Genomic DNA, 22,745 nt, shown 5'->3' with positions numbered 1-22,745 from the left:
GGGTTCTTCTTTTGATTAGTTTACAATCCGCATTTCAGCTGTGCGCCGCAGTTCGTGCATGTGTTGCAGCCGCCCAGATCCTCGACCGTACCTTGTCGGCAGATCGGGCAGGTATCGCCGATTTCGTTGCCGATCGTGACATCGGTGGACGCGAGACTGGCAATCGAATCAACGAGGAAAGTCTTGTCCTTGTTGATTTTGACGTGCTCTTTCTCTTCCTCAAGCTTGGCTTCGTCATCCCAGACGTTTTCTTCGGCTTTCAGCGTCAGCACCTGCGAATCGCGGCTGCCGTCGACGTAGACCGTACCGCCCTTGGCTCCGCCCAGGTAAAGACGTTCGTAGATTTTCTCGACTTGATCGACGGTGTAGCCTTTCGGCGTGTTCACCGTTTTTGAAATAGAACTGTCGACCCAGCGTTGGATCGTCGTCTGCACATCGACGTGCTCTTCAGGGGCAAGCGTCATGGCGGTCGCGAAATAATCAGGCAACTGGTTCAGATCGGCACCCGGATGACGATCCAGATATTCTTGGACGATATCCGCCTTCACTTCGATGAACTTGCCGAGACGCCCGCTGCGGTAATACGTGAACGAGAAGTAGGGCTCTAAACCGGTGGAAACGCCGGCCATCGTGCCTGTCGATCCGGTCGGCGCCACCGTCAACAAATGCGAGTTGCGGATGCCATATTTCAGGACGCCTTCACGGACATGCTCCGGCATTTTTTTCATGTAGCCAGTGTTGATGAAACGCTCGCGCAGGATCTGCGTCTCTTTTCCGGTCTGTCCGACCAGGAACGGGAAGCTGCCGCGCGTTTTCGCCAACTCGATGCTTTCCTCATAGGCCGCCACGGCGATCGTTTCGAATACTTGATCGATCAGTTGCAGGCTTTCCAGTGAACCGTAGCGTACACCGCAATAGATCAGCATGTCAGCCAAGCCCATGATCCCCAAGCCAATCCGTCGTTCGCCAAGCGCTTGTTTTTTGTTCTCCTCCAGGAAATAAGGGGTGGAATCGATGACGTTGTCCTGCATATGGATGCCGGTGCGGACGGTCTGTTCCAATTTGGCGAAATCGACCATCTGCAGATCCTTGTTCACCATTTCGGCCAAGTTGACTGCCGCTAAGTTGCAGACGGAATAAGCTGCCAATGGCTGCTCGCCGCATGGATTGGTGGCGACGACTTTTTGACCGTAGGCGGTTGCGTTCGTCATCTTGTTCGCGTTGTCGATGAAGAAGATGCCTGGTTCAGCGGCATAAGTGGCGCAGACATTGATCAGGCGCCATAATTCGCGCGCATGGATGGTCCGGAAGGTGCTGACGGCATTGCCTGCAGCTTCCCACTCGCGGACATCGCCGCAGTTGGTCCATTCGGCATCGTAGTGCGCCATCTCTGCTTCGTTGTAGTGCTCCACATCCGGGAAACGTAGCGCATACTCCTCATTCCTCATCACGGCATCCATGAAGTCGTCCGTGATGCAGACGGAAATATTGGCGCCGGTCAGAAATTCGGGATTGTTGACGGTGTAGGTGCCTCCATCGCGCAATTTCTTCTCGGCTTCATGGACGACCGAGGCGTCAAAACCGCCATGCCCGGGAATGTGTTTGTAGTTGACGATGCCGGTATACATGTTGATGTCCTTGGACGAAAATGGCGTAAAATGCAATTTTTCCTTCGCCAACATGCGGATCTGTTCATCCTCAAAATTCTCGATGATGTAGCGAAGGATGCGCGGATTCTGCATCTTTGAAATGATGAATTCGAAGATGTCCGGATGCCAATCGGCCAGCATGATCATCTGGGCGCCACGGCGGGAACCGCCTTGTTCGACCAGATGCGTCAATTTGGCGATGTCGTCCATCCAGGAAACGGAACCGGAAGAGCGGCCATTGACGCCTTTCACCAACGTGTGGCGGGGACGCAACGTCGAACCGTTCGAACCGACGCCGCCGCCTCGGCTCATGATTTCCATGACTTTTTTGCGGTGATCGGAAATGCCGCCGCGCGAGTCGGGCACGAAAGGCATGACGTAACAGTTGAAATAGGTCACATCGGTACCGGAGCCGGCGCCGTAGAGCACGCGCCCGGCCGGGATGAAGTTCAAGGCTTTCTGTTCTTCGTAAAACTTCAAGAATGCTTCATGGCGCAGTTCCGGCGTGATTTCGACCTCGGCCAGACCGTGCGCGTTGCGCATCGCGATCTGTTCGTAGAAAAGCTCAAGCGGTTTGTCCAACGTCAGGATCCGGCGCGTCACGATACCACCTTCCTCGACTTCGAAGTCATCGATGTTGTGCTGGTATTCCTCAGACACTTTGATGCGGACAGTCTGTTCCTTGTGGTTTACAGAAAGAACGGTTCCTGTTCCGCGGGCCGGATATTTCGGGTCCTCCTTGACAGTCAGAATCACGATATCGCCTTCGGACAGGGTCTCCTTGGTGGAATCCTTGTAGGAATAGCGATCCAACATGACGAGGCGTGACACGCCCTCATAAGTCACGTGCATATCCTCCGTAATCGGAAACACATGCGGGAACCGCTCGATGTCCTTGTTCAATTTTTCGAACCCTGCTTTAAATGTGGTCTTTGTTGCATCCACAATAATCACTCCCTTATCTATGGTGAAAACACTAGATGTTGTGCTATCTGATTGTTTCTCATACTATATATATTAATTCTGTTCACCAGATAAATCAAGGGGAACAGTCAGGGGGGGGAGCATGCAAATGGATGAAAACGTTGTTTGGATGGAAGGGGATACGTTTATAAATATATATAGGCCAATAAGAAGAGGACGTTGTGTATCGGGATAGAGTCGTCGGCTGATGCGGAGAGAATGAATGCCGAACAGCCGAGATAGGGCATGCATGTCGACTGTTCCGGAGAGAATGAATGCCGAACAGCCGAGATAGGGCGTGCATGTCGACTGTTCCGGACAAAACGAATGCCTTACAGCCAAGAGGGCAAGCAATTATCCGAATCCGAACACCCTAACAAATCCACCCCGCCCATAATGCGAAATAGTACCCAGTCAACCCTTCCGAAAGCTATAATAAAAGCAGTAAGAACAACAAAAGAAAGGAGCTCGAGCATGAATAATGATAAAGAACACTTCGCGGAGATGATCCGCCAATCGCAACGCATCGTCGCGTTCACGGGGGCGGGCATCAGCACAGAGAGCGGCATCCCGGATTTCCGTTCGGCGGGCGGGCTGTTCGATAGGCTGAGCGGCCGCCATTTCACTGGCGAAGAAACGCTCAGCATCGGTTTCCTGGAGACGTACCCCGAGCTTTTCTTCCGCAATTATGCGGCGCATTTCGATTTTTCGCAGGCGCTACCGAACGCCGCGCACCGCTTCTTTGCGGCGCTCGAAGATACAGGGAAAGAAGTCACCGTCGTCACCCAGAACATCGACAATCTGCACCAGTCCGCCGGCAGCAGCGCAATCATCGAACTGCACGGCAACGGGTCAAGATGGCGGACGTTCGACACGGGCGACCCCGCCGATGCCACCGAAATCAGCATGGACGCGCAAGGCATCCAGCGCGATCCCCAAGGCCGAATGGTGCGTCCCGATATCGTACTCTACGGCGAAATGCTCAATGAGGAGGCGATGGAGCGCGCAGCTGCAGCGATCGGCGCCGCTGACATGCTTGTCGTCATCGGCACATCGTTGGCCGTCTACCCGGCCGCGAGCTTCGTCCATTAATTTCAAAGGCCCTTACGCCGTGTTGCTGAACCGGACGCCCGTACCGCAGTCGCTGACCTTCCAATTGGCCGTCCAGACAGATGTAGGCGTCTTTTTGGCAGAAGTCTGGCAAGAATTTTTTGAAAAATGAATAAAAAGGTGCTGAAACAAAAAGGGAATTCATGAAAGGGGAAGTCGTTATGTCGAAACTGAATCAGCTGGCGAAGTATTTGGTCTATTCCTACGAAAATCATACGGCAGCCCGGTTCGGCGACAATGAGCTGAAGCTGCAGGCGCTGCTTTATTTCGCGCAGCGGGAATGTCTGGCTGTGGTAGGGGAGCCGCTATTCGAGGAAAGCTTTGAAGGCTGGAAAGAGGGACCGGTGCTCCCGGAACTGCATTTCTTCTTCGAGGAAGGCTACGATCCCTTCGAACCATTGGAGATGAAAAAGTTGACGGAGCGCGAACAATTCATCCTGGACCGCGTAGTCTTTGCCTACGGACAGTACGAAGGCTGGTATTTGTCGGATTTGGCGCGCCGCGAAACATCCTGGCGCAACAGCAGAACGGGTCCAGCGGCAGATCCTGCCCAACCCCAAAAGCTAGAACTTGCAGATATCCGCGAGGATGCGAAAAAAGTGAGGATCTATGACACGTTGTTCGATGTTTATCTGGATGAATTGGAGGAATTCGAAGGGGAGGTGCTGGAGCCATGAACGAAACGCAAGCCTATATTGGGGCCATCGTGAAGACCCGGTTTGCCTACCATGACCTTGAAACAGACAAAATTGCCTTCAAATCGCGCCCGTTTTTGATCATCGGTGCGGAATATGATACGTTGCCGTGCGACTTCACAGCCTTTCCGATTTCGAAAGTGTCGACGAGCCAAAACATCGACCCCATCCACGACATCAAAGTCGAAAAGGACCGCTACCCCAAACTGAGCCTGAATGCGGACGTCTCCTATATCCGCGTCCATAAAATTCAGACGATCCACAGTTCTCAGCTTGCGATCGGAATCCTGTCCTCCTTGAGTGAAGCCTACCCAGATCTCTATGCGGAAGTGAAGGCAGCTTACCGAGATTTTTCCGGGGGGCTGTTCTGACTGAGCGGAGCTGCGATCCCGGCCTGGAAATTGCCAAGAAAAAAAACACCCCTGCCTAGCGGAGGCCCATAATGGAGCCTCCGTCTAAGCGGGGGTGTTTTACAAGCGTCAATACAAACTCGGCTAAGTGCTCTTAAGCTTCCAGTCTATTTTACGCCATTTCCCTTAACCGGGAAAGCAGCGACAACAGTTCCGTCTGCACCACTGAAAACAACTTCTTTTGAAGTCACAGCAACAGTAATATCCAACACAGCAGCAGTTGCAGTAAGTTCAGTCAGAAGGGCTTTTTTATCAGCTTTCGTAAGTTGATTCACACTTTTCGCTCCACGTGCATTCACGATAGTTTGTGCATTATTTATGTGGACAATGATTTGATTTGCTTCTACAGCAGTCACATCATTGGACCTTAAATAATTTTTTGCTTGCTGCACATAATTGGATGGTAAGTTGGTTGTTACCAAAGTTTTGATGATATCATTTTCAGTTGCAGCAGCAACATTCGCTTGCGGTCCGAAGAACAACACGAATGCAAACAAAAGAGATACGATGGTTTTTTTCATATTTTTCACCTCCTTTCAGTGTATCTATCCTGAGGCTGAATCAGTATTGTTTCATTTCGACCTTGGTGGCACGATTTTGGCGGTAGGCAGCTCGCTTGGCCGTGCTGATCAAACTGTAGCCAACAAGGCAGGCTATCCCCAAAAAGAAGATCAGTGCTCCGGAGACCAGCAAGAATGTTATGTAATGCATAGCCAACGTACGCAGGGCGGTGTTGATATAATACGCTGAAACGGTTATGCGCTGTGGAATCTTAAGACTCAACGCCACGATTGCGGGGATGATGACAAAGGCAGATCCTGAAACTAAACCGCTACCGATCCAAATCAAGGAGCGGTGAGGCAGTTTCCAGTTCAAGCCGACGAGGGCTCCGACAACCAAAAAGAAGGTTAGCGGGACGAGATAAAAATAGGAAAGAGCGGTTTGCAGGATTTTCCGGACGGTCTGGAATTGTGGGTAGGCAATCACCTGGTCCAAAGCGAACAGGGTAGTGTGGCTACCGATAATGGTGGTGGCTTCTTCAATGATAGTATCCGTCTGCGCTTGCAAGCTTTCATCGAAAGGCTGGTTGTGTTCTGCGGCATAACTCTCAACATAAGTCGTCACGGGTTCCACGAATATGATGCGATCGATCGTCGTTGCGTAAGTTGCGTCAGGATCAATCAGATAGTTGAGTGCTTGTTCATTGTTCGTGCGGGCAAGCTGTTGCAGGCCATTTTGGTCCATCGCGGCTTCCACAAAGACTTTCTCTGGTATGGATGTTTCTAGGCTCAACGTCCTGAATTTGGCGATCAGGCTTTCCTCCACTTTGGCGTAATAGGAGCTGTCTTCCAACTGTTGATTTAGGTCGCTTGCGCTCATTAGGACTTGCTTCATGAAGATGGCTCCAATCAAACCAACCACTACAAACATCAGGAGAAAGCTGAGGGTGACTCTGCCGATTTTCTTTATCTTTCGCATCACGACGCTCCTTAAAAATTGATTTCCGATAGTGACTTGCCTTCGACCAATTTTGCGGTCACGACATATCTGTCAGGTGTGTTACCGATGTAGTCGAAAGGATAATAAGTGTAAAGCGTCAAAATTTGCTCTTCGGAAGGTGCCAGAATACTTTGATCGGTATTGCTCTTGATTTCAATGTTGCTGATTTCATACACATAGGTTCCGTAGGTCAGCTCCAGGCGGATAACATCGCCAATCTGCGCTTCTCCCAGCGTCTTGAAGACTGAATTGGCATGCCCGGTGATGACTGTATTTCCGATATCTCCCGGGAACACGGAACCATAATATTGGCCGGCGCCATATAACAATTGCGGTGCACCGTCGCCGACGAAAACAGGCGAGACGATGCCTGCCGCATCCACGCTCAAAGTCCCATATTCATCCCCGTATTTCGGGAAAGTGAGTTGGTTCACTGTGGTTGTCTCTTCCACAATCACACTGCTATCGTTCAGATTCGTCTGAGCGATAGCGACTTCTTGCGGGAAAAACATACGCGACATGTAAAAAGCATTGGAAATATTATCAAAAAAAGCCAAGGAAAGTAGCGTAATGCCGGATACGAAAAGCAGTGCCGGGATACCAATCAGCATACCGATCTTCCTTCGCTTTGCCCGATTCTTTTGACTTATTTTTTCCCCCATCATTCCACTCCATTCATTTAAGGTGATGCAGAGCATGTCGTTTCCGCGAAAAATAGGCAAACCAGCACGTAGTATTTACGTGAGATGAGGGTTTAACCAATATGTTTCAGGGTATTTTCTAAATTTAGCCTAGTAGCCTGTTTTCTAAAACTATTCCTATTTCCAACAAATCTGCGATTTTATCAAAAAAATAGATTTCCCTCTATTCAGTATTTGTTGGAAAATACAAAGAAACAGAAAATGACATTTTACTTTCGAATTTAATTGTATTATTCCATGGATATCATGATACCTACCGTATATAGTCTTATGGGACTAGAATCTAATCGACTTCTACCGTAATTGTATTAATAGCCTATACTCCTCATACAGTATCAAATGACGGTTATAAACCTTGCTACAACATCATTTTTAAGTCTTAATGTAAGAAAGTGCTAGTATCCATGGAATCCTGTCATTTGGGGCAAGATGTGGATAAGAGATAATTCAAAAAAATATCCGCTCTTAAAGAATAAGAGCAATTGTTCAATTTCGAATGGAAGGACAAAAAAGCGCACTGAAAATCAGATGTAATGATTGTCAGTGCGCTTTCTTTATTTTTGGGTGTGTCGGCTTCGGCAAAGGTGTGTAGTATTCCTGATCGGAAAATCTTTTTTATTGAATCTCGATCGGTCCTTGAAAGCCTAAAAAATCTATGACCGTTTTATCTCGGATGACGGCAGTATAGGCGATGCTGTCAATCGTCAATTTCATTTCTTCTGCCACTACGCAACCTTCTTTCGGTAGTCTTCAGAACGTAATCGATCCGTATTTGTTTCAGACTAGCACTTGAAGTGGCACCCATGTCAACATAAAATAGAGGGAAGCAGGTTTATTTCGACAAAACAAAAGGCCGGCATCCCATGTCGGGAGTGCTGGCCTTTTGTCGGACAATATTTAAAAGTTTTTAAGGAGAATGGGGGATTCGAACCCCCGCGCGCCTTTCGACACCTAACGCATTTCGAGTGCGTCCTCTTCAGCCGGACTTGAGTAATTCTCCATAAATGACATTATAACGCTTTTCGGACGATCAGAAAAGAGGAATTTTCAAAAACTACCCAAAAAGGCAGAAACAGTTTTAAGAGGGGTCCTGTTGATGTATTGCGCTAAACCGGAAACTGAACGATTTTCTTCCGCGAGGGATTAAATTATGGTAATATGGAACTCTGCGTACTCATTTAATTGTAATTTTTTACATACATCAGGAGGAATTTGAATTGTATAAACTATTAAATCACTGGTACAAGCTGAGCCTTGTCAAACGTATCATCGTCGGTCTGATTATAGGTATCATCCTTGGTGTAACGATGCCGGACGCCGCGCAGCCGATTACCATTTTTGGAGCGCTGTTTGTCGGTGCTTTGAAGGCAATTGCGCCGATGCTTGTCTTTTTCTTGGTTGCATCCGCGATTTCGCAGCACAAAAAAGGCCAACAGACGAACATGAAATCTGTCATCGTGCTCTACCTTTTAGGAACCTTCTCGGCGGCACTCGTAGCAGTGGTCGCAAGCTTCATTTTCCCGGTGACTTTGACATTAGGGGCCGGAGCCGAGGACGTCACAGCTCCAGGTGGTGTAGTGGAAGTCCTGAAGGCACTGCTTCTGAACGTCGTGGACAATCCAGTCAAGGCGCTCTACAATGCCAATTATATCGGCATCTTGTCATGGGCTCTTATGCTCGGGTTTACTTTGAAGAATGCCGCAGCTTCAACCAAACTGATGCTGTCAAATGTTTCTGATGCACTGACGGAAATGGTCAGAATCGTTATTGCCTTCGCTCCTTTGGGAATCATGGGGCTTGTCTTCGATGTCATCGCGACAAGCGGAATCGGTGTTCTGCTGGGCTACGGGAAACTACTTGCGGTCTTGATCGGCTGTATGCTGTTCGTGGCGTTGATCATCAACCCGCTCATCGTCTACATCTATATCCGTTCCAATCCGTTCCCACTCGTTTTCAGATGCTTGAGGGAAAGTGGTATCACAGCTTTCTTCACAAGAAGCTCTGCTGCGAACATTCCCGTGAACATGACACTGTGTGATGACTTGGGACTGGACAGAGACACTTACTCCGTATCCATTCCGCTTGGCGCGACCATCAATATGGCCGGCGCGGCAGTTACGATTTCCGTCCTTACCTTGGCAGCGGTCAATACGCTGGGTATCCCTGTGGATTTCGGGACAGCCTTCATCCTTAGCATCCTTGCAGCGGTCAGTGCTTGCGGGGCATCGGGTGTTGCTGGTGGCTCGCTGTTGCTTATCCCATTGGCAGCAAGTCTGTTCGGCATCCCCAACGATGTGGCCATGCAAATAGTCGGTGTCGGTTTCATCATCGGAGTCCTGCAGGATTCATTCGAAACAGCCCTCAACTCATCGACAGATGTTCTCTTCACGGCGACTGCAGAATTCGCTAAACGACGCAAAGAAGGCATCAAAGCCTGATTAAAGACCGAACATCAAAAAATAGGCTGTCTCGCAATGGTATGCCACCCGTCAATAGGACAGTAAAATATTTAAACAGTTTTACAGACTGCTCCCCGTAATGTGGGGGCAGTTTTTTTGCATATATATATCTGCCGCGCTTACGCTTGGCGGCCCACACGTTTTATGAGCGAAGCACAACCCGCTCCCCTCACAAAACGTGAGGGGTCATTAGGCTGCCTCGAAATACTGGTCATGGAACTCCATCGGAGTCATGATATGCAGCTTTCTTTGAATGCGTCTATTATTGTAATATTCCATATAGTTGTGAATCATATCAATCAAAGAGGAACGACTCGTAAATTTGCGACGGTAATATTTTTCACGCTTGATGAGCGCCCAAAACCCTTCCATAGGGCCATTGTCAATACAACGAGCGACACGGGACATGCTTTGTATCATACCAGCCTCGCTTAAACGCGCACAGAATTGCTTACTTGTATATTGAAATCCGCGGTCACTGTGGAACAACGGCTGAGCTTCTGGCTCATTTTGTATGGCTGCATCAAAAGTCTGGAGGACTAGCGGCATATCGTTTTGATCACTGATTATGTATGCGACAATTCGACGGTCATAAAGATCCAAAATGGCACTCAAATATACTTTCTTGATTGCCGGTCCTTCGTAATACTTGAATTCGGTCACATCGGTCAACCATTTTTCATTTGGTGCGTCTGCACGAAAGTTCCGGTTGAGGCGATTTTCGGCGATATGATACGGATTCTGTGCACCTTTGGTGATGCTATTCGCACGATGTTTGATTCGGGATTGGATTTGTTGACTACGGCATAACCGAAGGGCGCGGTTGTCACTGATGATCATGCCATGGGTATATTCCAACTCATCGCGTATCCGACGATGACCCATATCGTCATGTTCTTCATGGATCTGTTTTGCCACTTCAGCGATTTGGTTGTTGCGAATTTCCCTTGGACTTTGTGGTTGCTCAAGCCAGCGGTAATAAGCGGAGCGTGTCACATGTAAGATTTCGCACATAACTTGCACCGGATAACCTTTTTCTGTATGGAATTGCTTGATGGTTTCGTACTCAGCTTGTTTTCTTATTTCGCTCAACGATTCCTCCTTTCTAATTCTTGGAATTTTTTTGTTACATCAAGTTCCATTTTTAGACGTTGATTTTCGCGTTTTAAACGTGCTAATTCGTCTTGAAGTAATTCCTCGGGAGTCCGGCTGGGCATTGTCCCTTTCCTGCGCCCACGGCGGTCTTCCAACCCTGCTTCTCCCAATTCCGCATATCTCTTTACCCATTGATAGACGTTTTGATAGGAGACTTGATATTTTATAGCCATAGCACCATAATCTTTTCCATTCTCTAAACAGTCCAACACAATTTTTAAACGCTCATCTATGGTTGTTATCCGACCTTTGCTCATAGTACTTCCTCCACTGGTTGTTTTGAAGTCTTTATGAGTATTATAATCCTTTAGCCAGTTCTGCAGTGGCGTTTTGCTCCGCAAACCATATTTTTTGGCGATTTCAATCATGCTGCCCAGGCCGTTCAGATAGTCCGTGACGGCTGCCAACTTTAACTCCTTGGAGTAATGACTGTTCTTCTTTACCGGTAAAAGGGCCGATGGACCGCCGTTCTCATAAAGTCTAATCCAATTGCGAATGGTCTCTTGAGATACTCCAGCGTTCTGTGCTGCCCTTGATATACCGATTTCATTTCTCACATATTGCTCGACAATGTTGACTCTGTTTTCGACAGATAATTTCATAGCTCTTTTAGACATAGAAAAAACCCCCATATAAGACTTGAAATAATTCAATGTCCTATATAGAGGTAGCATATCACAATGAGACAGCCTATTTTTTGATGTTCGGTGACAGGGTTTCCCCGCCAAAATGGCTTTGATGGGTGATCACTGGGCGTTAATTCAATTTCATATTAGAAAGGGCTGTATCAAACCAAAAAATCCTATTCTGGTTTTGACACAGCCCTTTCTTGTTCACTAAGTATTTATTTGATTCAGTCTTCAGTTCCCAAAATCTGATTAATCTCTTGTGACAGCAAGTCTGCCTTGCCACCGAATACAGCTTGGATGCCGCCTTGGACTTCGAAAACAGCAGTTGCTCCGAGATTCTTGATGGAATTTTTATCTACGATCGAACCGTCCTTCACAGAAACACGCAGACGGGTTGCACAAGCAGTGACGGATTCGATATTCGCATCATTTCCTAATGCTTCAATGATGATATGCGCTTCATCATTTAAAGTAGAAGCTTTGCCGGAAGACGTGACCTGAACGCTTGCTTCAGATTCTGACTCATCCATACCAGGCACCATCACTTTAAATTTCGTAATAAAGAAGCGGAATACGATGTAATAAATCAATGCCCAAATAATACCAACCGGGATTACCCATACCCAGTTTGTTTTTGCATTTCCTTGCAGCGGACCAAACAGCAAGAAGTCGATCAGTCCACCGGAGAAAGTGTTTCCGATACGGATGCTCAACAAGTCAGCAACGAAGAAGGAAACACCATCAAGGAAGGCATGAACCACATACAACCAAGGTGCGACGAACAAGAACATATATTCAAGTGGTTCGGTAATACCGGTCAAGAATGAAGTAAGAGCACTACTGAAATACAGACCGGCATTTTTTTGGCGGTTCTGCTTCGGAATGGAGTGGTACATCGCCAAAGAAGCAGCCGGCAAACCGAACATCATTGTAGCGAAACGACCTGCGAAGAAACGAGTTCCGTAAGTGAAAAGGCCAGTATGATTTGAATCAGCCAATTGTGCGAAGAAGATGTTTTGGGCACCAGCAATGGTTTCACCCGCTACAACTTCGGTTCCACCCAAAGAGCTATACCAAAACAGCGGATATATCGTATGGTGCAAACCGACCGCGCCTGTCAAACGAAGCAAAAACCCGTACAAGAAGGTTCCAAAACTGCCCATAGCTGCGATGGCTGTACCGGCGGATGTCAGTGCGCCTTGGATCGGTGGCCAAATCAGGTAAAAGAATGCCCCAAGAATGATAGCTGCAAATGATGCTACAATCGGAATAAAACGCGAGCCTCCGAAGAAACCCAAAAACTGCGGCAATTCGATTTTACGATAACGATTATGCAGGAAGGCAACGGTACTTCCGACAGCTATTGAACCAACAACCCCAGTGTCGATAGAAGCACCTTCTGCGGAAAATAATTGCAGAAAACCACTGATGGTTGCGACGAAAACAACGTAACCCACACCGCCGGCCAAACCAGCAGTCCCTTTATCTCCGTTCGCGAGACCGACAGCGACCCCGATGGTGAAGATGAGCGCCAAATTGGCAAAGACGGCATTTCCGGCAAAACTCATGATGCTCAGGATCACTTGCAACCAGCCAATGTCAAGGAAAGGATAAGCAGCCAATGTACTTGGATTGGTCAATGCGCCACCAAAACCAAGTAAAAGGCCGGCAGCAGGTAAAATGGCGATTGGGAGCATCATAGCTCTTCCAATTTGAGAGAATTTTTTAAACATGTTTTTCACTCCTTATTTTAAATTGTCAATGAAACGTTTCGCTATTTCTTTTGGCCGTGTGATTGCACCTCCTACGACGATTCCTACAACACCCATTTGCTGGATTAGTTTGGCTTGTTCAGGCGTATGGATTTTACCTTCAGCGATGACATCCACACCTGCTTCTACCAATTTTTTCATCAAGGCGATATCCGGCCCATCCAGTTTGATGCTTTCCTCAGTGTAACCGCTTAGCGTTGTGCCGACAAAATCGATTCCTTCCTGGAAAGCATTGAGGCCTTCCTCAAAGGTGGCAATATCCGCCATGAACAATTGATCGGGATGTTTTTCCTTGATTTCTTTGATGAAGGCATTGATTGTTTTGCCATCATAGCGTTCCCGCAAAGTGCAATCTAATGCAATGACTTCAACACCCGTTTCAACCAATTCATCGATTTCCTTCATGGTAGCCGTAATAAATGGTGCTTGAGGGGGATAATCACGTTTGATGATCCCGATGATCGGTAAATCAACTCTTTCCTTAATCTGTTGAATATCCCTCACCGATTCAGCGCGAATCCCGACTGCACCAGCTTGTTCAGCTGCAAGAGCCATCAAAACCATGATGCCGCCTTCTTCTGTGTATAAAGGTTCCCCTGGCTGCGCTTGACAAGAAACAATGATGCCGCCACGGACTTTGTTGATGAAATCTTCCTTCTTCATGGATATTTCCTCCGTTATTTATTTTATTCCGGAGTTTATCTCCGTAAATGAAATATAGCATACGCTTTCATGTTTGTAAATAGGTAATTTGCATTTTTAAAAGTTCGTGTATAATGAGAGACATAAACATGAAAAGGACTGACTTTATGGGACTTGCTCACCTGATCCAAGAAAAATACCATGCGTTGACGAAATCCGAGAAAAGGATTGCCGATTATTTGCTGGCGAACAAAGAACAAGCCGTGTATCAAACAATGAAGGATGTAACTGAAGCGGTGAAGGTAGGGGATGCTACTCTAATCCGTTTCTCCCAAAAGATTGGATTTAATGGTTTTTCTGACTTGAAAATCGCCATCGCCAAAGAGGAATTCACCAGTCAATATGAAGGGGATAATGACCATCAATTTTATGACCGAATTTTGGAGAACCAAATCAAAGTTTTGGAATCGACTCGGCAGTTGCTCGATTCGGAAGTGGTCCTGCAAGCAATTGAAGCCATTACCAAGGCAAAACGGATATATATCATTGGAGTTGGATCGAGTGGTTTGTCGGCAGCTTCATTGGAAAAGATGTTGCTCCGGGTAGGGGTGCATGCAAACCATATCGTTGATCCGCATTTTCAAGCTCATGCCTTGGCATTGCTGGGACCGGAAGATCTCGTGATCTGTTTCTCTTTGAGCGGTCGTACCAAGGATATCCACGATTCTTTGAAAATAGCCAAAGAAAACCATACGCCTATCGTTGCGATTACCAATTTCAAATCCTCGCCGATTGCTGAATTAGGTGACATTGTCCTGCAAACTGCCAATGAAGAATTTTTTGATGGCGGATCGCTGGCCGGGAAAATTTCACAATTGTATATTTCGGAGACTTTGGTACGGGGATATGAAATAAAGAATAAAATCAAAACGGTCGAATTACGGGAAAAGGTATTGCGTTCCGTTATTGATAAAATATTGGATTAGTTTTGCAGCGGCATTATCCACTCGTCTCTGCAACAGTCACTAGCGACGCAGCCCATAGTGTAATTATATTATGGGCAGGCGCGCTATTTTTACATGGTTGAAAAGCAATAGGTCGATTGTAACACTTTGTTGAACAGAAACTTTTGGAAAGAATAGTTGCTCAAAAATATGCTATACTGGATGGAAGAACGAGGATGGACAAATGAGTGTTCGGTACTTTGCATCAGAGCACGAGTCGTAGGAGGTTGATTATGGGGGAAGAGAAGCAAACGGACATAAAACAGCTGAAAAGTCCGATCAACAAGGAAATCATGAACATCGCGTGGCCGGTTCTGATCGAACTGGTCCTGAGTTCGTTGTTCGGGATGATCAACATGATGATGCTGGGGAACATCGCAGACCATACTTATGCCGCGGCGGCCGTTTCGGCGGTCGGGGTGACGAACCAACCGCTGTTCCTAGGGCTGGCTGTAGTCCAGGCTTTGAATATCGGAGGAACAGCCTTGATCGCCCGCTATTTCGGAGCCGGAAAACATGACCGGATGGAAAACGTCATGAAGCATGTCATGATCATCAGCATGATCCTTTCCGCCCCCTTGGCCCTGGCCGCCTTTGTCTATTCTGACCAAATCATGATCTTTATGGGCGCACAACCCGATACGGTTGAAGTCGGGCGACTATATTTCCGCATCATCTGCATCAGTTACCTGTTGCAATCCTTCAATTTCAGCATTTCCGGTTCTTTGCGCGGAATCGGCGAAACGCAGATCCCGATGGGGGTGAATTTGCAAGCGAATTTCCTGAATGTCATCGGTAACGCCTTACTGATCTATGGACTTTTCGGAATTCCGGCTTTAGGCATTGAGGGCGCGGCGATTTCGACAGTCATTGCTAATCTAGTGGCCAATTTCCTGCTGATCCGTTACTTGCGTTCCGGCAAGAGCAAGCTGAATTATTCCTTCGCGCATCCTTTCCACTTTTCGATGAAAACGATGAAAAGTTTGGCGAAAATTGGACTGCCTTCCGCACTGGAACAATTGGCGTTGCGTTCCGGGATGATTCTATTTATCCAGATCGTGTCGGGATTGGGGACAGTCGTCTTTGCCGCCCATAACATCGGCATGAACATCCTGTCGCTGTCGTTCACGCTCGGCCAAGCCTTCGGGATTGCGGCTTCCGCCCTGGTCGGCAGGGCACTGGGAGCAGGGGACGCGAACTTGGCCGAAAAATACGCCTCGCGGACTGCTAAAATCGGCAGCCTGTGGGGCGCGATTCTCGGAGTGGCCTTCTTTTTCGGCGCCGAGTACATCGTCAGCTTCTATTCCAGTGATCCGGAAATCATCCGGAATGCCGCAATCGCCATCCGGGTTGCGGCCATCACGCAACCTTTCCAGTCGCATCAACTGATCGTCGCGGGTTCATTGCGGGGAGCAGGGGATACGATTTTCCCGCTCATCTCGACTTTCTTGGGAATATTGATTATCCGGGTGGCAGCCGCCACCTTCTTCGTTCAGGTGCTTGGACTGGGCATCCTTGGAGCTTGGCTGGCCGTCATGCTGGATCAGATCATCCGGTGGTTCCTGATTGCGATGCGCTTCCGCTCCGGTAAATGGAAAAAGATGAAGCTGGCTTAAATTAGCTCGAGAAAAAGTGCGACCTGTGCTTCCTTCAAAAATTTAATAATCCTCAATTTGTCCGCCTCTTTCTGAAAAAGAGACGGATTTTTTTCACATGCTTTGCTTAAAAATGGTATACTGTTCGATGAGAGAACGGTTACAAATCGGGACGTGATATCCGTATTTGGGACACCGAAATAAAGGAGGATGAGCAGTATGGGAGGACAACTGATACTGATTCGGCATGGAATCGCGGAAGAGCGTACACCTGAAGGGGATGACTTCTACAGAAAACTGACGGAAGCAGGAGTGGAGAAACTGACTCCATTTCTGACCGACATCGCACCCTTACTGACCGAGAGCGGAAACCTGAAGATATGGACAAGCCCATTGATCCGGGCGCGTCAGACTGCTGAATTGGTGGCGGAGGCCGCTGTTGTCGAAGAAATCGAACAAAAGGAATTTTTGGGAACAGGTGATTTCGTTGCCTTCATGGAAGCTTTGAAACAAGAGGACGATGGCTTCAATTTGGCGCTTGTCGGGCACGAACCTTATATGAGCATCTGGACGAAAGAATTGATCGGTGCCGCGATTCCCTTCAAAAAAGGGGCAGTCGCCTTCTTTACGGTCGACATGACCGCAGACCCGATCGGCAATCTGGAGTGGCTGCTGGCGCCAGGCGAATCGGCGAAACGCAAACATGAAGATGCCGCTGAAAAAATGCATGCTGCGGATAAACACGAAGGGACGTCGAAATACGACCCGTGTGATGGTGAAGGCACGTTGTACGCCGGTATCATCAACGAGCAGCTGGCAGGCGTTCAACACGCCTATTCCGCCTATAAGCAAGACCCAGACGAGCCGGAATCGGCGCATGCGCTGCGCGTGGCGATACGTCAACTGCGGGCTTTGTTGAATTTCAATAAGGCGAACGGCGAAGAAAAATATTACCGGGAAGCGGGCGAAGATTGGCGGGAAATCGCCACCACCTTCGGATACCTGCGCGAGCTGGATGTGCTGATGGAAGAGTGCCGCGAGCTACGCGGGTTGTATCCGGATATGCTTACAGCGGACGGACAAGTCATGATTTGGTTGATGGAAGAGCGCCAAGGCGAACAGGGCAGCATCCATGAATTGATCACGAGCGGTGCCATCACCGAACGCATCCTGGATGCGGAAGCCGCAACAGCCCACTTCCTGAAATCCATCAGCTTGGATGATAATCAGCAGAAAAAAGCTACAGTGAAGAAGTTGGACAAAATGAAGAAACGGCTGATGCGCAAGTGGGAGGAAGTCGATTTCTCAAACCATGAACAGACCCACAGCCTGCGCATCAACGCCAAGAAACTCCGTTATGCCGCGACCTACCTCGCCCCGATTCTGGGTGAGAAGGACAAGGACACCATCAAAGAGATGAAGAAAGTCCAGACCGCACTCGGTGCTCTCTGCGACTTCGACATCAACGGTCACTTGCTGTTGGAGATGGCCGATAAGACCGACGATCTTGAACTGCAGCGCCACTTCAGAACACTCAGCGCGCACCAATTCCAGCGCAGGGAGGCAATATTGAACGACGAAGCGGATTGAATAATTTAAGAATTTTTACTTTGGTCCATACTCGTTAAGGGTTATGGATCTTTTTGTTGCAATTAAATATCCATCCAGATATAAACATAATCAGAAAGATACCGATTACATAAAAGGGAAATAGAAGTATCATAGAAATGGGAGTGGGAAATTTGGAAGTAAGAGAAACTTTTATCAGCAATATCATGAGCAACAGCAAGAAAATAAATCTGACAAAACTAGTGAATTTTAAAAGTATCCGCATAAAATTGTTAGCTGGGTATTTCACTATCATCACCTTGATAGCAGTCTTGGGAGTCAATAGTTACGCGACGACGAAAGAAATCAATGACAACACCAAGGATATCATCGAAGAGGATATTATTGTTCTAGAGAGCGGAGAAGAATTCAAATTTCTGATCTCCCAAAGGATTGCGGTAGCCCGGGCGTACTTGATGACCGGAGATGTGGCTTTCAAAGATATGTTTACACAGTTTACTGAAGAAAGTGAGGTTGCCAAAGCAGAAATACTGGCTGTAGACAATTCAAAAGAAATAACTGCGTTTTTTGAAGCGAATGACCAATGGGCAAAAGTAATGGAATCAGAAGTTCTTGCATCTTATCAAGCAGGGAATACAGAAGAAGCAGTGATCACTATGGTGAACGTTGCGGATCCTGTCATTCGAGAGCAGATTGAATCTGTAAGCGTCATGATTGATCAAAAAGTTCAGACGATTGATAAAAATGGAGAAGCGATCATTTCGAGAGGTCAAAATTCGCTTAGGCTCGTTGTTTTACTTTCGGGAGCTGCCGTAATTATGAGTGTTGTAATTGCATTCTTACTTTCAAATGAAATCTCCAGCAAAATCAAGTTGATTAAGGAACGTATGGAATTAATTGCTGATGGCAGATTAAATGTCGAACCGCTAGAAATATCAGGCCGAGATGAACTGGCTGAGCTGGCGATTGCGACCAATACGATGCACGAACAATTAACTGCAATTGTTGTAAATATTCTGGATTCATCTGAACAATTAGCAGGTCATAGCCAAGAGTTGACTCAATCTGCAAATGAAGTGAAAATTGGATCTGAACAAGTTGCTTTAACCATGCAAGAATTGGCGACGGGGTCGGAGGCTCAAGCAAGTAATGCTAGTGCACTTGCAAATGTGATGGAAACTTTTAACGAAGAATTCAAAGCCGTTAACGAAAACTCTATGATTATTGCGGATGCTTCTCGTCAGGTAATCGATCAATCAAATGAGAGCGAACAGTTAATGGATTTATCAAGTCAACAAATGGATAAAATAGAAACAATCATGAAACAAGCTGTAAGCAAAATGCAATCTTTGGAATTCCAAACGCAAGAAATCACCACGCTTGTGAGATTGATCCAAAATATTGCAGATCAGACTAATCTGCTTGCTCTTAATGCAGCCATAGAAGCAGCACGAGCTGGGGAACATGGCAGAGGATTTGCAGTCGTAGCTGATGAAGTCCGGAAATTATCGGAGCAAGTTGCGGTTTCCGTAAAAGACATTACGGGATTTGTCGGAAAGATTCAGACTGAGTCCAGAGATGTGAGTGTATCCTTGGAGCAAGGATACACGGAGGTTAAAGCAGGAGCGGAACAAATTCAAAGAACAACAGATGTGTTGAATGAAATGGAAAGTTCATTAAACAACATGATCCAGAATATTCTGCTTGTTTCCGACAAAATGTCCAGTTTGACGGAAAATACTGCAAACATGAGTGTGGCAATAGAAGAAATAGCTTCGATTTCTCAAGAGTCTGCAGCTGGTGTCGAAGAGACTTCCGCTGCTTCTCAGCAAATTAACAGCTCTATGGAAGAAGTATCAATCAATTCCGAACAAATTTCCGGTCTGGCAGAAATGCTGCATGCGATTGTTAACCATTTTAAATTCCAATAATAAGACTGATTCTTATAAAAGAGAGGCCCTGTTTTCAACAAGACAGGTGCCTCTCTTTTGCTGTTAGGAAGACTGTAATTATGCCGAAGGACTAAATAATTTTAAAAGCCTGCCGATAAAGATAAGAATACTAGAATTATAAATAATATTGATCATATACCAAAAAAATGATGGGAGTTACCTCATGAAAAAATTTATCGTATTCATCTGCAGCCAGCAACAATTCGCTATCCCTGTAGAAATAGTAGAAAAAATATTGCCTTTAGAAAAGACAACCTTGATTCCGGAGGCGTCATCCTACATCGCGGGTGTCATCCAATACAACGGCAACACTATGCCCATTGTAGATCTAAGCTCACGGCTTTTTGAAAACGAGATGGAGATTACGGAACATTCCAAAATCATCGTGGTGTCCGACAATGAATTGAGATTCGGAATTGCGGTGGATAGCGTTGTTTCAGTCAGTGAATTCGATGAAGAACTTCCGACAGTAAACGGCAATGTCGAAAATAAAGTCCAATATATCGAGCATCTGTTCAAGACGGATACAGACATCATCATCCACATCGACATCAATGCTTTGTTCCATCCTGGTGGCAGGGAAGAGTTAGTTGCATTAAATGGATAGCGGGTCAAGTTCAAAAGGGGTTGATTACATACTTTGGAAAAGGAACTAAAGGTCGGGATTTCTGATTACAAAATCGGGGAAGCGCCACAGTCCTTGTTTACAATCGGGCTAGGGTCATGTGTAGGCATAGCGATTTATGATCCAACCACCCGTGTAGGTGGATTAAGCCATATTATGCTCCCCGACAGCAGCATGTTCAATGGGGAAAAAAAGATCGAAAAGTTTGCCGATTTGGCCATTCCGCATATGATTTCGGAGCTTACAAAAAAAACACCAAAAAGAAGATTGGTTGCGAAAATAGCTGGCGGTTCAAGCATGTTCAAAAACTCTTTGAATACGCCTCAAGCGAATATCGGGTTGCGCAATGTAGCAGCTGTTGAAACTATTCTCAAAGAACAAGGAATCCCTATTCTGGCAAATCATACAGGAGGGTCAATGGGGAGATCCATGTTCTTCGATCTTCACACGCTTCAAGTGAAAGTTAGGATGGGGAATCGAGAAATTTTTGATCTATAAATTTCAACGGGGGGAACAGTAATGGAAATAAATATCTTATTAGTGGATGACTCAGCATTCATGCGGCAGATACTAAAAGAGAAAATAGCGGAAATTGATGGGCTGAATGTTATCGCGACAGCAAGGAACAGCCAAGAAGCTTTTCAAAAAATTAAGCAGTTCAATCCAGATCTGATCACGTTGGACATCGAAATGCCTGGGATGAATGGCCTGGAGACATTGAAGGTCATCAAAGCGAGTTGCGACATACCCGTGATGATGATGAGCTCCTTGAGCGGCAAAGAAATTACGATTGAAGCGTTGGAAGCTGGAGCGATTGATTTTATCGAAAAGCCCGCAGACATAAGAAATCAAGGGGAGTCTTTTAAAAAACAAATTGAATTCGTCATGAAGCAGTTCTTCAACCGAACCCAAGAGATAACCGCTCTCCGGATCAATGATGAGGGATCGATCCCAACTAAATCCCGTCCAAATGCAGTGCGGGCTTTAGTGATAGGGGCATCAACCGGCGGACCAAGGGCGCTTTTACAAGTGATGAAGAACTTGCCTGAAGGGATTAATGTTCCCATTTTTATAGTTCAGCATATGCCAAAGGGGTTCACTGCATCATTTGCACAACGTATGGACGCGGTTTCGCCAGTAAAGGTGATTGAGGCTTTCGACGGCATGCCGGTTGAGGGTGGAAAAGCCTATGTAGCCCCGGGAGACTATCATATGATGGTGAAAAACCGCCACATCCAACTGTCTCAAGCCGATAAAATTCATGGTGTGAGGCCAGCTGTGGACCATCTTTTCAGCTCAGCAGCCGAAAGTTACGGGAGCCGCCTGATCGGGGTTGTGCTTACCGGTATGGGTAAAGACGGTACGGAAGGTCTAAAGAAAATAAAGACTAATGGAGGATATACCTTCGCTCAGGACAAAGAATCTTCCTTGGTTTTTGGCATGCCCGGCAATGCCATCCAGAATAAGGTGATCGACGAAGTAGTCAATCTGGAAGAATTGACAGATGCGCTAAACCAAGTACTAGGCGGGAGGAAATAAATGTTGGACTTTAACTGGTTTTATGCTTGGTCAGAAAAAACGTTGCACGTGAATTTGATAGCATACAAAGAAGGGCAATTACAAAGACGGATTGAGACCATCATGAAAAAATCCGGAGCAACCGATTTGAAGCAATTTGCCAAAATGATCGAAACCGATGAAAACATAAAAAAGATTTTTTTGGATTATATCACAATCAACGTGACGGAATTCTATCGCAACAAGGAAATATTTGAGGAATTTGAAGAAGTCTTCATCAATAGACTTTCCTCGAAATTCAAAGCCTTGAAAGTTTGGAGTGCGGCCTGTTCGACGGGAGCGGAGGCTTATTCGATCGCTATGATTCTGAAAAAAAATAAGCTCACTGCGAACAGCAAGATAATCGCCACAGATATAGACGAAACCATTTTGTCAAAAGCTAAGGCTGGAACGTACTCCAAATTGGAAGTACAGAACGTTCCCCCTATGGAAAAAAGGCTCTATTTCACTGAACTCAACAACCGGTATGTGTTGTCTGATGACATCAAAAAAACAGTGCATTTCAAAAAACATGATCTGATTCTGGATTCCTATGAAAAAGGCTACCATGCCATTATCTGCAGAAATGTCACAATTTATTTCAAGAATGAAGTAAAAGAAAAGATATATCGAAACATCGCGGATTCGTTAGTTCCTGGGGGATTGTTCTTTATAGGGGCTACTGAGTCTGTATACAAACCTGAACAATATGGGCTAAAAAAAGTGGCTGCATTTCTATATGAAAAGATGTAAATAAG

At 46.5% G+C, this 22,745-nt stretch carries 20 protein-coding genes and 1 tRNA gene; 12 read left to right on the top strand and 9 right to left on the bottom strand.

Annotation, left to right across the window (positions count from 1 at the left end):
* Positions 1-20: 20 nt before the first annotated feature.
* Positions 21-2,597: a vitamin B12-dependent ribonucleotide reductase gene (locus AC0J5I_RS01240; protein ID WP_475305773.1), complete on the bottom strand. Its 2,577-nt coding sequence runs from the start codon at positions 2,595-2,597 to the stop codon at positions 21-23.
* A gap of 489 nt (positions 2,598-3,086) precedes the next feature.
* Here AC0J5I_RS01240 and AC0J5I_RS01235 point away from each other — a divergent pair, with 489 nt between their 5' ends.
* The 3 genes from AC0J5I_RS01235 (at position 3,087) to AC0J5I_RS01225 (ending at position 4,788) form a co-directional block, all read left to right on the top strand.
* Positions 3,087-3,704, top strand: coding sequence for an SIR2 family NAD-dependent protein deacylase (locus tag AC0J5I_RS01235; protein WP_475302478.1), 618 nt, complete (start codon positions 3,087-3,089; stop codon positions 3,702-3,704).
* Between the two features lie 179 nt (positions 3,705-3,883).
* A complete protein-coding gene (locus AC0J5I_RS01230; RefSeq protein WP_475302474.1) occupies positions 3,884-4,399 on the top strand; it encodes a Panacea domain-containing protein in 516 nt (171 codons plus the stop codon).
* Positions 4,396-4,788, top strand: coding sequence for a hypothetical protein (locus tag AC0J5I_RS01225; protein ID WP_475302470.1), 393 nt, complete (start codon positions 4,396-4,398; stop codon positions 4,786-4,788). The genes AC0J5I_RS01230 and AC0J5I_RS01225 overlap by 4 nt, the downstream gene beginning before the upstream one ends.
* 146 nt (positions 4,789-4,934) lie before the next feature.
* Here AC0J5I_RS01225 and AC0J5I_RS01220 read toward each other — a convergent pair whose 3' ends face one another.
* The 4 genes from AC0J5I_RS01220 to AC0J5I_RS01205 form a co-directional block, all read right to left on the bottom strand.
* On the bottom strand, positions 4,935-5,348 hold the full coding sequence (locus AC0J5I_RS01220; protein WP_475302465.1) for a hypothetical protein: 414 nt from the start codon (positions 5,346-5,348) through the stop codon (positions 4,935-4,937).
* A 40-nt stretch (positions 5,349-5,388) separates the two neighbouring features.
* Positions 5,389-6,306, bottom strand: a complete 918-nt coding sequence (locus AC0J5I_RS01215; RefSeq protein ID WP_475302461.1) for a hypothetical protein — start codon at positions 6,304-6,306, stop codon at positions 5,389-5,391.
* Between the two features lie 11 nt (positions 6,307-6,317).
* Complete coding sequence (locus AC0J5I_RS01210) at positions 6,318-6,938, bottom strand: class D sortase (protein WP_475302459.1); 621 nt, start codon at positions 6,936-6,938, stop codon at positions 6,318-6,320.
* A 1,000-nt stretch (positions 6,939-7,938) separates the two neighbouring features.
* Positions 7,939-8,028, bottom strand: a tRNA-Ser gene (locus AC0J5I_RS01205).
* A gap of 217 nt (positions 8,029-8,245) precedes the next feature.
* On the opposite strand from AC0J5I_RS01205, the gene sstT reads away from it, so the two are divergent.
* Positions 8,246-9,466, top strand: coding sequence for a serine/threonine transporter SstT (gene sstT / locus AC0J5I_RS01200; protein WP_475302455.1), 1,221 nt, complete (start codon positions 8,246-8,248; stop codon positions 9,464-9,466).
* 210 nt (positions 9,467-9,676) lie between these two features.
* Here sstT and AC0J5I_RS01195 read toward each other — a convergent pair whose 3' ends face one another.
* From AC0J5I_RS01195 to AC0J5I_RS01180, 4 genes are all read right to left on the bottom strand, one after another.
* Positions 9,677-10,579 (bottom strand): IS3 family transposase, encoded by a 903-nt coding sequence (locus AC0J5I_RS01195; RefSeq protein ID WP_475299478.1) that lies wholly within the window; start codon positions 10,577-10,579, stop codon positions 9,677-9,679.
* Entirely contained in the window at positions 10,576-11,259 is a 684-nt protein-coding gene (locus AC0J5I_RS01190; protein ID WP_475299477.1) for a helix-turn-helix domain containing protein, read from the bottom strand. Before AC0J5I_RS01190 ends, AC0J5I_RS01195 begins: the two co-directional genes overlap by 4 nt.
* A 236-nt stretch (positions 11,260-11,495) precedes the next feature.
* Positions 11,496-13,004, bottom strand: coding sequence for a PTS transporter subunit EIIC (locus AC0J5I_RS01185; protein WP_475302451.1), 1,509 nt, complete (start codon positions 13,002-13,004; stop codon positions 11,496-11,498).
* Positions 13,005-13,016: 12 nt separating this feature from the next.
* Positions 13,017-13,706: an N-acetylmannosamine-6-phosphate 2-epimerase gene (locus tag AC0J5I_RS01180; protein ID WP_475302447.1), complete on the bottom strand. Its 690-nt coding sequence runs from the start codon at positions 13,704-13,706 to the stop codon at positions 13,017-13,019.
* A gap of 146 nt (positions 13,707-13,852) precedes the next feature.
* Here AC0J5I_RS01180 and AC0J5I_RS01175 point away from each other — a divergent pair, with 146 nt between their 5' ends.
* The 8 genes from AC0J5I_RS01175 to AC0J5I_RS01140 all read left to right on the top strand — a co-directional run bounded on the left by AC0J5I_RS01175 (position 13,853) and on the right by AC0J5I_RS01140 (position 22,740).
* Positions 13,853-14,671, top strand: coding sequence for a MurR/RpiR family transcriptional regulator (locus AC0J5I_RS01175; RefSeq protein ID WP_475305770.1), 819 nt, complete (start codon positions 13,853-13,855; stop codon positions 14,669-14,671).
* 251 nt (positions 14,672-14,922) lie between these two features.
* Positions 14,923-16,305, top strand: a complete 1,383-nt coding sequence (locus tag AC0J5I_RS01170; RefSeq protein ID WP_475302443.1) for an MATE family efflux transporter — start codon at positions 14,923-14,925, stop codon at positions 16,303-16,305.
* 198 nt (positions 16,306-16,503) lie between these two features.
* Entirely contained in the window at positions 16,504-17,874 is a 1,371-nt protein-coding gene (locus AC0J5I_RS01165) for a CHAD domain-containing protein (protein WP_475302438.1), read from the top strand.
* Positions 17,875-18,026: 152 nt separating this feature from the next.
* The gene (locus AC0J5I_RS01160; protein ID WP_475302433.1) at positions 18,027-19,784 is read left to right on the top strand and encodes a methyl-accepting chemotaxis protein; all 1,758 of its coding nucleotides are present in this window, start codon (positions 18,027-18,029) and stop codon (positions 19,782-19,784) included.
* A gap of 184 nt (positions 19,785-19,968) precedes the next feature.
* Complete coding sequence (locus AC0J5I_RS01155; RefSeq protein WP_475302429.1) at positions 19,969-20,412, top strand: chemotaxis protein CheW; 444 nt, start codon at positions 19,969-19,971, stop codon at positions 20,410-20,412.
* 33 nt (positions 20,413-20,445) lie between these two features.
* Positions 20,446-20,928: a chemotaxis protein CheD gene (locus AC0J5I_RS01150; RefSeq protein ID WP_086628546.1), complete on the top strand. Its 483-nt coding sequence runs from the start codon at positions 20,446-20,448 to the stop codon at positions 20,926-20,928.
* Positions 20,929-20,949: 21 nt separating this feature from the next.
* Positions 20,950-21,969, top strand: coding sequence for a protein-glutamate methylesterase/protein-glutamine glutaminase (locus tag AC0J5I_RS01145; RefSeq protein WP_475302423.1), 1,020 nt, complete (start codon positions 20,950-20,952; stop codon positions 21,967-21,969).
* Positions 21,970-22,740, top strand: coding sequence for a CheR family methyltransferase (locus AC0J5I_RS01140; protein ID WP_475302419.1), 771 nt, complete (start codon positions 21,970-21,972; stop codon positions 22,738-22,740).
* Positions 22,741-22,745 lie beyond the last annotated feature (5 nt).

This window comes from Trichococcus sp. TS_SC_9, from assembly GCF_056156325.1.
This window is presented reverse-complemented; position numbering and strand designations above follow the sequence as displayed.